Source organism: Salipaludibacillus keqinensis (assembly GCF_003226325.1).
GTDB classification, from domain to species: Bacteria; Bacillota; Bacilli; order Bacillales; family Salisediminibacteriaceae; genus Salipaludibacillus; species Salipaludibacillus keqinensis.
The window spans coordinates 713,268-726,880 of sequence record NZ_PDOD01000001.1 but is presented as its reverse complement, the minus strand read 5'-3'; the positions used below and the strand labels follow the sequence as shown (position 1 = coordinate 726,880).

The window sequence follows — 13,613 nt, the reverse complement described above, 5'->3', positions numbered from 1 at the left end:
TTGATTACAAAGTTAACCGTCTGTATCCATCGCTTTTAAATAGTTTATATCAAAACAATAGATTGCTATTATATAAACTAATATATATAATGTTTTTATATTGATAAACATATTGGAGGTTTGTTTATAAAATGAGTAATGAAGAGCGATTTTGGAAAGCATCCATTGATCAAATAACTGACGGCTATTTTTATGACGAAGAGACAGCCGCGTATGAATGTTTAATCTGTCATGAACGATTTGAGAACGGCGAGGTTTTTCAACAAGAAGGTCGATTCTACGAAGCGAAAAAGGCAATAGTTCATCATATTACCGACCAGCATGATTCAATGTTTGAATACCTCTTAAGCATGGACAAAAAGTACACCGGCTTATCCGAACATCAAAAGGAACTACTTGTTTTCTTTAAACAAGGTCTAAACGACAAGGAAATCGTAAAGGAATTTAACGGGGGCAGCCCCTCAACGATCAGAAGTCATCGGTTTAAATTCAAAGAAAAAGAAAAACAGGCTAAAGTTTTTCTCTCAATGATGAACTTATTGAGAGCAGATAAACAAAAGAGTTCGAATGACTTCGTACCGTTTCATAAGGGGGCTAAAATGGTTGATGAACGTTATGCTACTACAGTGAAGGAAAAAGATAAGGTATTAACCACCTATTTCAAACAAGGTCTTGATGGTCCGCTTGACTCGTTCCCTAGTAAAGAAAAACGAAAGATTATTGTGTTACAACACTTAATGAATCGCTTTGAAGGGAACAAGATTTATTCTGAAAAAGAAGTAAATGTCATTCTCAAGTCTGTTCATCCTGATTTTGCCACGATTCGTCGTTATTTAATTGAATATGGGTTTATGGAGCGAAGCAAGGATTGCAATGAGTATTGGGTAAAAAATTGAGGAGGAATGTATTGATAGAAGCGATAAACCGGTAGAAATCGTACTTGAATCATTATGATTCCTAACAAAATTAAAAAGGCTATGGTCTAAATCCGTAAAAAAACCTTTGTTTAGATAAAAGATCCTAAACAAAGGTTTTTTGAGACAACTATTTCAACGAACTTTCCCCAATTGATTCTTATTAAATTTCTTTACATACTCCAAAGTCAATTAATGCTTGTTTTAGGCTACTAACGATTTTAAACGAAGTTAAATCAATTCCTAAAGAGACGATGGTTTGGGCCATTTCCGGACGAAGTCCACTTAAAATTGGGGTAACCCCTAATATTTTCAAGGTCTTCATTAAGTCTGATAACCTGCTCGCAACGTAAGTATCTATGACAGAAACTCCTGAAAGATCTATAAAGATGTGGTCTAATTTGTGATCAATAATTTCATTCACTGTCGTTTCCATTAGTATCATTGACCGTTCTTCATCCAAATGTCCAATTAACGGCAACACGGCAATGCCTTTGGAAATGGGAACAACTGGAGCAGACATCTCTTTAATAAAATCATTTGTTTCCTTGATCTTTTTTTCATGATGTTCAATAAACGCTGCTGAAAAGGCGGTCGTTGCATCATCAATAACATTATTTAATACTAATGAGGCTTTAAAGATCGTCTCATTTAACATCTCGTTTTTGTTTCCCCACTCTTCAATTACTTCCCACATGATCTTCCGGTATTGCTTCACCACTGGCAGAATCTCAGGAAGGTTTCCCCCATGGGAAATGGCGTACAGACCTAACTTATTGGCCCACTCTTCAATCGAGTGCGTCCTAGGAGTGTCCATGAAAACACTTGCAACAAAATCTATAAATTCTGTTCTAATCTGAAACAACTCATCATCCGTTAATTCATGGTGCGAATTCTCCTGTGAACTTTCATTCATCACTGAAGTGATTGAACGAACCATCCATTCTTTATTTCTAAGTAATTCTTCTCCGACTAGGTAAAGCTCTTCCACTATCCTAGGGTTACTTTTATGAAGATATTCCATTTACACTCCATCTCCTACGTGAACAGACTTAATTAATTCTGCAAGTACTTACTTTTAAGGAGTTCACTTACATCAAACTAATTCTCTCTAATATAACACACTTTTAACGAGATATTTTTTACTATTTCTTATTTATCCCATTTATTGTTAATAGACTGAAAAATTAGACAAATAAGTGAAATAACCTTCTTCTCATACCAATGAAAGAAGAAGGTTAAGTCATCTTTTAGACTTATTTTATTTCGCTCAGTATACTTACTAATAATTTGCATCAATCACCAATTTCTTATGCTACATCATTTACTATTACCGATTGACTTCCGTCAGATAAATATCGAAATCTGTTTCCAACTCTAACTCTTCCGGAATACGTAAATAAATAATGGGTTGACTCATGGAAGAGGACGAACTTCTTCCCATAAAACTCTCTCCGTAAAACTGTGAAATAGGAAATTCTCTCTCAAATCCAGCAAAACTTAATTCCGTCTCTAAAGGTTCTTTTATATTGAGACGTCCATCAGAAATCTCTATGTCCATAGGATTTGTTTCATTGGATAAATTCATTTCATCTACTACTACTCTCGGGTAAAAATAGATTGCTTCGATTTCATTATCCAATTCTGGATCTCTTTCAACATAAACTTCAACCGACATATAATCAGACTGAAAACTTATGAATAACTCCTCCCTGTCATAATTGAACGTCCATTTATCTGATCGCTGCTCTGATAACATTTGTTCCACTTCACCATTGCTTAAAGCCTCTTCAAGAGAGCCCTCGATCTTTTCTAGCTCACTATAAGTAAGCCTCTCAATCCCATACGATTCTGTTTGAGACGAAAGAAAGACAGCCAAGGGAACGGACACGATTAATACACCTATATAAACTGCTAACACTAGTTTTGTTCCTTTTACGCCAACAATGATCCCTCTTTTTTTCCATGTTTTATTCAAGAAGAAGATGGCTGCGGTAATCAACAGCAAGATGATCATCATAGGTAACCAAATATACCCCATTAGCGAATCACCTCCATGTTTTTGGTGCTCATCACTGTAATAACATAAACAATGGAAATTGATAAAAGGATCTTCATACTATACAACAGAAATGACGATTCAAAAAAATAGAACTGAACCACCTGAGTAATGGCACCTCCGTCACCGCCATTAACAAACAACAGACCTATAATTGCGACTGGTAGGACAACTTTAAGAGATTTATGAAATTGCCCTATCATGCCTAAGAAGTAACCAATCACGCATAAAAATAAAACATTAAATGTTGTGGCAATAAACCCTATCACCCATTCTATTGGAGCTTGGGCTATGCCGTCAGCTAAAATAAAGCCTGAACCATGATATAGATAAACGATCACTCTCAATAAAAAACTGGACAGGATGGCGGTCAACCCTCCGACCACACTCATCGTCAATAAAAACAAGCCGTTGGCTAAATGACTGCTAAGGCGGTTGGTAACGAAAGAAAAATCATCGTACCTGTATGCTTTCGTAGAAATTAAAATAGCTGAAATAAATCCCCAGATCATCGTAAACATCACGACGATCGTCGCTGAATAATAATTGATGTTCACACTTAAACTTCCCATACCCGTTCCCATACTGCCTACTCCATTTAACGAGAACAGGATCGCTAAACCATGAAGAACAATCATCGTGGTGAACACACCCATATACGACTTTAATTTAAATGAATACTGTTTTTTCACTATATCAGCTAGTTTCACGGTCGCTGAAGACATCATCGATCCCTCCTTTAGAAGTGCTTGTTAAATAGACACAGACGTCACTGGATGAAACCGAAGAAAGCTCTATTCCGCTGCGCTTCATCTCTTCTAATGATTCTGCAGAAAAATCGTTTTCCAACACTACATATAATTGAGAAGGTCCTAGATTTTTGCTAGAAAGGTTGATTCGTCCTCGTGACCATTTCTTTACGAGATCAGCAGGTCCTTTCAACCCTACCGCGTAACTCTTTAGTTCTGACACTGGCATGTGTAAATAAGTCGCACCATCATTAATAAGCAATACATCTTCTAACAAATCTTCAATCTCATTTAAATGATGACTAGAAAGCAAGATCGTTCGCGGATGGGCCAAATAATCTTTCAACAACGCCCGGTAAAAGTCTTTTCGAACCGCTTCATCCATCCCTATTGTCGGTTCGTCAAAGATCGTTAACGGACATCTCGAGGCTAAACCTAGGATCGTATTAAATGTGCTTTTCTTCCCTTTCGATAGCTTATCGTGATGTTGATTAGGGTCAAAAGAGAAATAGTCAAATAATCGTTGAGCTAACGTTTCATCCCATTGCTCATAAAAGCGCGAGGCTTCCTTCAATAATTCAGATAGCGATAAGCTTGTGGGTAACATCATCGTATCGTCTACTAGAATGGACTGGGAGGATACGAATAAATTATCAAATGGATTCTCTGAAAATACACTTACTTCTCCAGAGGTCGGCTTAATAAATCCCGCTAGAATATTTAACATGGTCGTCTTCCCTGCTCCGTTACGTCCAATGATCCCCGTGATTTTATTTTCTTCTATTGAAAAAGACAGCTGTTTCAAGGCGTTCGTTTTACCATAAGATTTCGTAAGGTTATTTACTTCGATTATATTCATGTTCCTTCTTCATCCCCTTTCTGGTTTGCCTGTTCAATCATCTGGATCAGTTCTCGTTCACTTACGTCTAAGTATCTCGCCTCGAGGACTACTTCTTGTACTAGTCTTTTTAGCGTTTGTTCTTTTCGTTTTTTCACAATTTGTTGTTTCGCTTCAGGTGATACGAACATCCCCAACCCCCGTTTTTTAAACAAAATGTCTTCATCAGCTAATATATTCAACCCTTTAGCTGCCGTAGCAGGATTAATGTTAAACATTTCAGCCAGCTGGTACTGAGAATTCACTTTTTCTTCAACGGCAAAATTTCCATTTAGAATTTCCGTTTCAATCCACTCAGCAATTTGTATATAAATAGGTTTTGACCCTTCCGTATTTAAAAACAAGCCCACCCCTCCCTTCACAAGCATAGTGCATTAGTGATGTAATGTACTATTAATTATATGATAAATATGGAAATTTGACAACAAATTTTTGAGGGATTTGAAAATTAAATATTCAAAAGAAAAAACACCGTTCCTATTGGACGGTGTCTCTACATAAAAGGAATTAATTCTTAGAAGCTGATTAAGTCGCTTTCATCTGGTTTCTTAGCAAGTTCCCGAACACACTGGTTTTCTCTTTTGCTAACTGTCCGAATTCTCCTCTTTGAATCACTTCTCCTTCTTCCAATACAATCACCTGATCCGCATGGCGAATCGTTGATAATCTGTGGGCGATGACAATGATCGTCATTTTTCCTTTTAATCTCTCTAATGCTTGCTGAATCTTCTCCTCGTTCTCGGTGTCTAAAGAGCTCGTCGCTTCATCCAAAACAAGGATGGACGGGTTTCTCAAGATGACTCTCGCTAATACGAGTCGTTGGCGTTCTCCACCTGACAATCTAATGCCTCGGTCACCAATGAGTGTATCCAGTCCTTCAGGAAGTTTCCCGACAAACTCTGCTGCTGAAGAAAACACCAAAGCATCCCATATTTGTTGTTCTGTCGCATTCGGCTCTATTAATTGCATGTTCTCACGAATGGTCGCATTAAAAAGAAATGGATCTTGAGGAACATAACTGATCGCTTTCCTTAAAGAAAGGAGATTTCCCCTCGTTAGAGGCGCTCCATCAATAAGAATCTTGCCTTGCTCCGGTTGATTAAGCCCCATGAGTAAATCAATGAGTGTGCTTTTCCCCGCTCCTGATCGCCCGACAATCGCGGTCATTTGATTTGTAGGAATAAAGATGTCGATATCTTTCAAGGCGTAAGTAGGTGTGTCACGATTGTATCGGAAACTGATATTCTCACAAGTAATTCCTTGTCTAACTTGGAGAGCCTCTCGTTTCAATTCATCTCCCCCAGCAAGAATTTCTCTAGAATCTAAACACTCCCCTTGCATCTGCTTCACAGCTTTAAAAGAAGGAATAGTCGACGCAATCATTTCCATAGAACTTTGAATACCCGTTACTTTCGGCCAGAGACGTGAAAAGATAATGATAATTAACATGAGTTGCCCAGCTTGCGCGTTGTATATATTAACAGCAATAAATATAAAGGTGGCAATTAAAACAGCGGAGGCCATTTTATAATATAACTGAGACGTCGTTTTCATCTTCGTGTACTCGATTTGCTCATTCTCCATACTCTGAGTCACTTTCCGATACCATTCCATCCTTGATTGCTCTAACGTATTGCTTTTAATATCTTTAATGCCATTGATTTGATCTGTAATTCCCGCTAAGTAGGATCTTCCTAACGTGAAATTCCGATCGCCAAGGGCCAGTGATCGCTTAAGGAAGCTTCTAGAAAAGAAAATGAGAATGAGCCCGGAAAGTAACACGAACGTCGTAATGCTAGGTGACAGCCAAAAAGCTATCCCAATTTGAATCAATGTAAAAACCAACGACGAAACAAATTGCAAGAAAGAATGCGTTCCTGCACTAGCTCTCGCTATTTCAGAGGTCATAATGTTAATCAGATCAGACTTTCTATTTTTTATAAAAAAATTCCAATCGGCATGTAGAATGGCCGAATACGTTTCCACTCTCATATGACGGAAAAAACCATGCTGAATCTTTGCGTTTTTGATTGCGATAAACTTTTGTAACAAATTTTGACCAATCACGATGACCACATAAATCGCTAACACCACCGGTAAACCAATGGAAGCCGGGATTTCTTGCAGAAATTCAAACAATCCCGCAACTGGAGTACCTCCTGCGTCCAGCTGAACGATTCCTGTCATTGTGATCATCGGAATCAGTAAAAGGATCCCTATGCCTTCAAGCATACTTATACACGCCATGGCGAATAAGTTAACATAAAGCGATTTTCCAGCATAAGCATGAATTTGTTTAAGAAAATAAAAGATATGAGTCATAGTGAACCTCCCTAGGGTAACGCTCTCGTTTTCCTCCAAGCCCACAGAAAAGGACGAAAAGGGAAATATAATAGGTGTAACTGTTTTGGTAGTGGTAAAAGTTCTGCATCTTCAGGATAAGGATACAAAAAACTTAGCGTAAAAAGTGTCTTCTGGTGAAGGGACATTAATGAAAACAGGTGACGTTTATGGTACTTAGCTACGTCTTGAGGTAACGTCTCATCATGCAAGTTGATCATGTTCTCTAAGTAATAAATGGCATGACGAGCAAGCTTCATTGAGCGATTATTCATTAGCTTTCTTTGCTCATGAGCAGTTATATTGGAACCAAAAATTACCTTACTTAATACGAGAGCTTGTCCCCCTATTTGAGCACTATGATATTTCTTTAGTAATGTTCTCGTTTTGCTCCAATTGACTTCTTGTTTAGTCAGTTGATGAATATCATAGAGCCAACGAAGTCGTGACCAACCATGCCGTGCCCCATGTGCTGTTAGAAAGTAAAATAAGTCCTCATTGCCTAAAAGATAAATGGGCTGCTTTGTTAATGTACTTTGACTTCTTCTATTCCACAATTCATTGAAATCAGGCTCTGAACCAGGTCCAGGATGAAGACGCCAATGAATCTCTACTTTAATTCCTGACTTTTGGTGGTGAAAAACTGAATGGTGATGACGCCACTTCCAATCATTTAACACGGACTTGATGTAATCTTTTTCAGCAAACCCCATTTGAATCATTTGATCCTTTGCCCTTGAATAATCGTGAATATCCACCAATAAATCTATGTCATGAGATGTCCTTAAAGAGACATTCCCATACAATGCCTGAGCCACAACGGGTCCTTTTAGAAACAGTAAACGAAGATGATTTGCTGTAAACACTTTGCTGATTTTCTCCATTTCACTCGTCAAAAACAGCATCTGAAATGTATTCTTTTTATGTTCCTTGTCTAAGACGTCCAGTACAAATGAAGGAACATTTGCCCCTGTATCTACAAATTTCAATTTTGTCTTCATTATAGGAAAGACACGATGATGAAAAGATAAGTCCAAAAAATGATTCCAATCGATTCCTTCAGTCAATTTTTCAGACTGACTTATGAGTTCTTTGTCTGTTTCTTTTAATAAGGCAATGATCAATTTCATTTCTTTCGATAAATGATTGATGTTTAAAGAATGAATTTTATCCATAGGATTCTCCTTGACGATTTTCTGGATGAAATGATTTTGCATAACTAGCAATCACCGTGAACTTTTCCATTCCTTCAGATCCTGATACATAATAAGGTCCACTCCTTAACCATGCATGAGCGATCAATTTCCCATTCTCATCTTTACCTGTGCCTAAATAAAGTGTGCTTTCGATCTGACGTTTTTCCAGCATCTTCATGGCAGCAATGGCTTTGACAAGACACTGACTTTCCCATAACGTGTAGCAGCTCATTAAATGAATCGCTGAAGATATTTGTTTAATCGTCTTCACATTCGCTTCCTTCATATCTAACGAAGTTTCTTCCATGGCAGTCCCCAATGATGGAGCCACTTTAGCGAATGGAAATTTCTTCAGCACACGTGCCCATCCTAAATACAAGTAAGCTTCTAGAGCCATCCCTTTCATCTTCCGTGGCATACTCCAAAAAGTGACTATCTTTCGCATGGGCCATCATCCTTTGTCTTCATTTATTCGGTGTGATTTCTATCAAACTTTCATCTCTTAACTTGTCCAAGAAGGTAAGAACTTGGTGTTTACATTGCTCATAGTCAACGTCATATCGATTCAGTAATTCCTCTACAATTAGCTCAATAGAAATGGGCTGATGCAACATATCCCATATTTCTCCGCCCATCACACCTAAGTTATAATACTTACCATTATTAACGCTAAGCATGACCTTTTCCCCGTCCATGTCGCTGACGATATTTCCTTCTTTCTGCGAGATATAGTGGGTTAAATCAACCGCGCTTTGATTTAACATGTCTTCTCCCCCTTTGAAATCGTTGATAGAATCAGTGAGGTTAACTCATTCGCTGTAAAGCGATTAACTGGCCGTTTTAGTTGGTAAACTTTCAATTTGTTAAGTAACTTTACTGATGTTTGGAAATGCCATTTCATTAATCCCGCCTGTTCAAGAAAGAATTGACGGTACGTATGTTGATATAAGGTCGGAAATCTTTGAAGACCCTCTACTATTGTGATCTGAATCTCGTTTTCTTTCGTTGTCGTCAACTCAAATACACCAGCTAAAGGTAGGATTTCATTTGAAAACATAGATTTTACCGGTACAGCATATTTAGTCTCACGATCAATAATAGGTTTAAGGTCACTAGAATCTATTCCAAAAGAATCTAAACTTTCTTGCCAAAGCTTCTGTTGAGGGTAAGCAGGGATAACAAGAGGAATTCCATCTTCAGAAAAGATGACAGGGATGACGTCATCGCTCACCAATTTAAATCCTTTTTGTAAAAAAGCGGAGGCAAGTGTTGACTTTCCAGCACCGGATTCTCCTACTAATACATAAACTTTGCCCTCGATAACGATTGCACTTCCGTGTAATGGAAGAATCTTTCGTTGCATAAGAATTGCTCCCATGCATGTTCCAAGCAGATAGAGGCGAATTTGGTCCTCCTTTGCTCCTGTAAATGGAGAAACCCGAATGTCTTTACCATTTTCAATTAAGAAAATGGCCACATTTGGAATCATCACCATGATTGAATGTTCTTTAATAACAGCCATTTGAGTGGAAAGTGCTTGTTCTTGCCACACTTCATCTAGCTCAGATTTGTGTATTTTTACGTCTATATTTATATTTTCAGTGTTACATTGAACTAGCTCCGGTAATGAATACACACTGGATAGATTTAATCCGAAAGCTTTATAAACTGTTGTCTTTACCGTTTCAATCATCGGCTATGTTCCTTTCTAATAAAGTAACCCTTACACTCACTAAAAGCATAAGGGTTTAAAAATATCAGCTACCTAAGCAACTAGCATTTGACCGACCTTCATGTGTTTCTTGGCCTTGTCCATTTCCATCTCCAACATCAAAACAATCAGCGTTTGCATTTCCAGGACCGTTCATTGTCATACTAATATTTAAAATTTCTAAATCAGGTGTTTCCCACTTTTTTTTCATTTTCTCACCCCCTCTCAGCAGATTTTTCTAGAAAGCGATAAATAATCAAACTACGTGTTAACATTTTAAATTCATCTTCAAAGATTAAATCTGGACGAGGTTGATCATCCATCTTAGAGAGGGCTGTTTTCACTAAATCAATGTTTAACAAATCAGCCATTCTCACGTCATTGGACATCTTGCATAATTCATCTTTAAATCCTCTCCATTGTTTACTCATGCGATGGATGACGTCAGCACCTTGAATACCTCGACTTCGTTGGTTAAGTCTAACTTGATCTGGCAGAATATTTATCGTTGCTCTTCTTATAATGGAGCGCCCTAAACCTTCAGTGACATATTGTTCTTCAGGTAACGATAAGCAAAATTTAATCACCCTTAAATCATTGGATGGATCACGGTCCCACAATGAATATCGTAAAGACATTTTCGTTCCAACGACTCCACTCTTATTCCAAGCAGATAGATCTTTGAAATACTTCTTTCTATATTGTGATAAGTTACCTGAAAAATTACCTGAAATATCAATCCCATAATCGTTTAGTTTGGCAAATACATCAGTTCTTCTCGCCAATGATGTATTAACAAACTTGGGGAAGTGATAATCACTATTCGTTTGCCAGCTAAAGGACTTCATTACTCTTTTGGCGATAAATGGAACAACATCGGACTTTCCGGCCCGAAAATTTATGCAATAAGAATCTAACTCTCGAAATAATTGAACCCACATTAATTTTTTCATTAAAGATTCATAGTAACTGTAGGTTAAATTTAGTGATCCCCAAGAAATAGAATGATTGCCCCTTGCTCCATTTAACAGCATTTTTATTCCTTTTCGATTTGCTTCTTCATTAATTCCTTTTAACCAAAACGTGTTCTCAAAAAATTTATAAGGCATTTCCATGATCCCCAACATGTCGTCAACTTCAGCCAAAGGAGTTTTGCCTTCAAACCTCATATATTCAGGATCAATATTACCTACGTGCGCGATTGTCTTTTTAATTAAAGGACTTTCATCGGGCTGATAGTAACTCGGTGTCCAATCTTTAAAGTCTTCTTCCGGAACATAACTAAATGTGTGCAATGTCTTGCCTTCTTTTAATAGCTCTTTAGCAGCAAAACTAACCACTGTGCCAGAGTCCAATCCCCCGCTCAAATGGGATCCTACCTCCCCATATGTTCTGGTCCTATCAACTACAGCACGTTGAAAAACTTCTCGGAATGCTTCTTCATACTCTTCGTTTGACTTTAATTTCAATTTATCCCGAACGTCAATCGTGATATATCTCGTTAATTTCACTTTTCCATCTAAAACGGTGATCGTATGTGATGGTGGAACTTGTTCAACAGTTTTATAAACGGTCGCTTGCATATCCGCCGCTTCTACCATACTGGGAATGGCTATAAATTGGGCTAGCCAGTCTTCATTTAATTCCTTCTTTATATAAGGCAACGTAAACATAGGAGCAATCGTTGTTGAGAAAACAAATCGGTTGAAGTCATTGAAGTAATACAGTGTACGCGCCCCTGAAAAATCTCTTGCTCCGAATAGTTTCTGTTTACGCTCGTCCCAAATCATGAAGGCAAAATCACCAATAAGATGTTTAACGGATTCTTCTCCCCATTTTTCATAAGCCAGTAATATAAGTCTGGCATCGGTCATCTCTTGTTGATCTATCCGCTTAACCTGCAACATGCTAAACAGTTCTGGACGATTATCAATAATCGCATCCGCTGTAATCACATATTGTTTTTCGTAATCATAATAAGGTAACTGTTCACCAATCTGTTCCGGGGTGATCCATTGATTCAAGCAACCCATAAAAATCGACTCTTTATGCCAAGCATGAACAACATCAGAAGGATAGTGATGCAATGACAACATCATATTTTTGCTCTGAACCGTTGGAACGGGTATTTTGTTAGTATTTAGTATCCCAACGATGGCACTCATGCAATAACCCCCCACAAATTTACATAAAATCAAATATTGTACGTTATATAGAACAAATAAGGTAAAAAAATATGTGTCTAAAAAAATTAATAGCTTTAAAGGCATGAGTCTGTAAAATTCCCTTTAGCTTATTCTTAATAACGAACAACTTCTATAAAATTAATTTACCACTCTTTGAATATAGTGTCAATTAGGTAAGAAAAATATTTTTGACTAGCGTTACTCTGCCTATTTTAATCGTATGTCGAGTTCTCTCTCTAATAAAGACGCGTCACACACGAATAAAAAAATCACAAGATTGTCACCAAATATTAGTACCTGGTGATGATCTTAGTTTTTTTTCTTGGTAAAATAGATTTAATTCAACGAATTGATTGAAAGTTTTAACAGCTTCTTCCTATTCGTGAAAACTTAAAAAGGGTGAGTTAATTGAAGTTACCAGAACTTAAGATTGCACACATGAAATCGAAGTTGCCAATCATTCAAGGAGGAATGGGCGTCCGCATTTCATTAAGTAATTTAGCATCGGCCGTCTCAAATGCAGGGGGAATCGGAATTATTTCCGGTACTGGCATTCCGATTGATGAACTGAAATACCATATTCGTGAAGCAAAAGAAAAAACAAAAGGACTCGGTTATATAGGTGTCAATGTCCTTTATGCCATGACAGATTTCGCTGAAACCATGAAAGCTGCCATGGAAGAAAAGGTAGACTTTATTATTTCAGGAGCGGGAATCTCCAGGGACATGTACAATTGGGGGAAATCGTACAATGTCCCGGTCATTTCCATCGTTTCATCAGCGAAATTAGCAAAAATGTCTCAACGGTTAGGTGCATCAGCTGTTGTTGTTGAAGGAACGGAAGCTGGTGGACACCTAGGAACCGATCGACCATTGTTTGATATCCTTCCGGAAGTAGTCGAAGCTGTGGATATTCCAGTTATTGCTGCAGGGGGGATTATAGATGGTAGAGATGTTCGTAAAGCATTAGAAGCTGGTGCATCAGGTGTTCAGATGGGCACCCGGTTTGTAGCAAGTCAAGAATGCGATGCCCCTCTCTCATTTAAAGAAAAGTACCTAAGCAGTACAGAAACAGTTTTGATTAAATCTGTTGTAGGCCTAGATGGCCGAGCTGTACCCAATCGTTTTACTGATAAAATTAGTAACGACCAAAAATTAAAGATTGACCGTTGTGTTTCATGCTTGAAAAAATGTTCACATCGTTATTGTATTTTAGATTCTTTACTTAAATCTGTAGGGGGTGACGCTGAAGAGGGATTGGTTTTCAGTGGTTCTCGAGTAGGGGAAATCACTGAAATTCTCTCAGTCAAAGAAATTTTTGATCGTATAAAAAAAGAATTTAATGACCTTCCTTCTATCTCTAAAGCTTGATATGAAGGGAAAAAAAACCACTTACCACCTTTACCATCTATCTTTTTAATAATTTTTTTTGGAAAAGGGGTATCTTTCTCAAGAAAATCGTACTATACTAAAGAAAGCTTATTGACGTTCGGATATGACTGAAAGATAAAAGACTTTAGCGAGTGATTTTTCTCTGGAACGATTAAATGAAGAGCTCAA

General features: G+C 37.6%; 14 protein-coding genes. 2 read left to right on the top strand and 12 right to left on the bottom strand.

Features of this window, described 5'->3' with window-relative positions:
- The first annotated feature begins 131 nt into the window (after positions 1-131).
- Complete coding sequence (locus tag CR194_RS03765; RefSeq protein ID WP_110608289.1) at positions 132-896, top strand: DUF2087 domain-containing protein; 765 nt, start codon at positions 132-134, stop codon at positions 894-896.
- A 181-nt stretch (positions 897-1,077) separates the two neighbouring features.
- Here the strand turns inward: CR194_RS03765 and CR194_RS03760 are convergent, their stop codons facing one another.
- The 12 genes from CR194_RS03760 to CR194_RS03705 all read right to left on the bottom strand — a co-directional run bounded on the left by CR194_RS03760 (position 1,078) and on the right by CR194_RS03705 (position 12,032).
- A complete protein-coding gene (locus CR194_RS03760; protein ID WP_110608288.1) occupies positions 1,078-1,938 on the bottom strand; it encodes an STAS domain-containing protein in 861 nt (286 codons plus the stop codon).
- A gap of 306 nt (positions 1,939-2,244) precedes the next feature.
- Positions 2,245-2,955, bottom strand: a complete 711-nt coding sequence (locus CR194_RS03755; RefSeq protein ID WP_110608287.1) for a hypothetical protein — start codon at positions 2,953-2,955, stop codon at positions 2,245-2,247.
- Positions 2,955-3,698, bottom strand: a complete 744-nt coding sequence (locus tag CR194_RS03750) for a hypothetical protein (protein WP_110608286.1) — start codon at positions 3,696-3,698, stop codon at positions 2,955-2,957. Before CR194_RS03750 ends, CR194_RS03755 begins: the two co-directional genes overlap by 1 nt.
- Complete coding sequence (locus CR194_RS03745) at positions 3,670-4,581, bottom strand: ABC transporter ATP-binding protein (protein ID WP_110608285.1); 912 nt, start codon at positions 4,579-4,581, stop codon at positions 3,670-3,672. Before CR194_RS03745 ends, CR194_RS03750 begins: the two co-directional genes overlap by 29 nt.
- Entirely contained in the window at positions 4,578-4,964 is a 387-nt protein-coding gene (locus CR194_RS03740; protein WP_110608284.1) for a GntR family transcriptional regulator, read from the bottom strand. Before CR194_RS03740 ends, CR194_RS03745 begins: the two co-directional genes overlap by 4 nt.
- Positions 4,965-5,145: 181 nt before the next feature.
- A complete protein-coding gene (locus CR194_RS03735; protein WP_110608283.1) occupies positions 5,146-6,942 on the bottom strand; it encodes an ABC transporter ATP-binding protein in 1,797 nt (598 codons plus the stop codon).
- An 11-nt stretch (positions 6,943-6,953) separates the two neighbouring features.
- On the bottom strand, positions 6,954-8,135 hold the full coding sequence (locus tag CR194_RS03730) for a nucleotidyltransferase domain-containing protein (protein WP_110608282.1): 1,182 nt from the start codon (positions 8,133-8,135) through the stop codon (positions 6,954-6,956).
- On the bottom strand, positions 8,128-8,601 hold the full coding sequence (locus CR194_RS03725; protein ID WP_110608281.1) for a lasso peptide biosynthesis B2 protein: 474 nt from the start codon (positions 8,599-8,601) through the stop codon (positions 8,128-8,130). Before CR194_RS03725 ends, CR194_RS03730 begins: the two co-directional genes overlap by 8 nt.
- 19 nt (positions 8,602-8,620) lie before the next feature.
- The gene (locus CR194_RS03720) at positions 8,621-8,920 is read right to left on the bottom strand and encodes a lasso peptide biosynthesis PqqD family chaperone (protein WP_110608280.1); all 300 of its coding nucleotides are present in this window, start codon (positions 8,918-8,920) and stop codon (positions 8,621-8,623) included.
- On the bottom strand, positions 8,914-9,849 hold the full coding sequence (locus CR194_RS03715) for a phosphoenolpyruvate carboxykinase (ATP) (protein ID WP_110608279.1): 936 nt from the start codon (positions 9,847-9,849) through the stop codon (positions 8,914-8,916). Before CR194_RS03715 ends, CR194_RS03720 begins: the two co-directional genes overlap by 7 nt.
- Positions 9,850-9,913: 64 nt before the next feature.
- Positions 9,914-10,078 carry a paeninodin family lasso peptide gene (locus CR194_RS20650; RefSeq protein WP_110608278.1) on the bottom strand — a complete coding sequence of 55 codons (165 nt, stop codon included), beginning with the start codon at positions 10,076-10,078 and terminating at the stop codon, positions 9,914-9,916.
- Between the two features lie 4 nt (positions 10,079-10,082).
- Positions 10,083-12,032 carry an asparagine synthase-related protein gene (locus CR194_RS03705; RefSeq protein ID WP_110608277.1) on the bottom strand — a complete coding sequence of 650 codons (1,950 nt, stop codon included), beginning with the start codon at positions 12,030-12,032 and terminating at the stop codon, positions 10,083-10,085.
- Between the two features lie 459 nt (positions 12,033-12,491).
- Between CR194_RS03705 and CR194_RS03700 the strand changes: the two genes are divergently transcribed.
- Positions 12,492-13,424 (top strand): NAD(P)H-dependent flavin oxidoreductase, encoded by a 933-nt coding sequence (locus tag CR194_RS03700; protein WP_199228135.1) that lies wholly within the window; start codon positions 12,492-12,494, stop codon positions 13,422-13,424.
- Positions 13,425-13,613 lie beyond the last annotated feature (189 nt).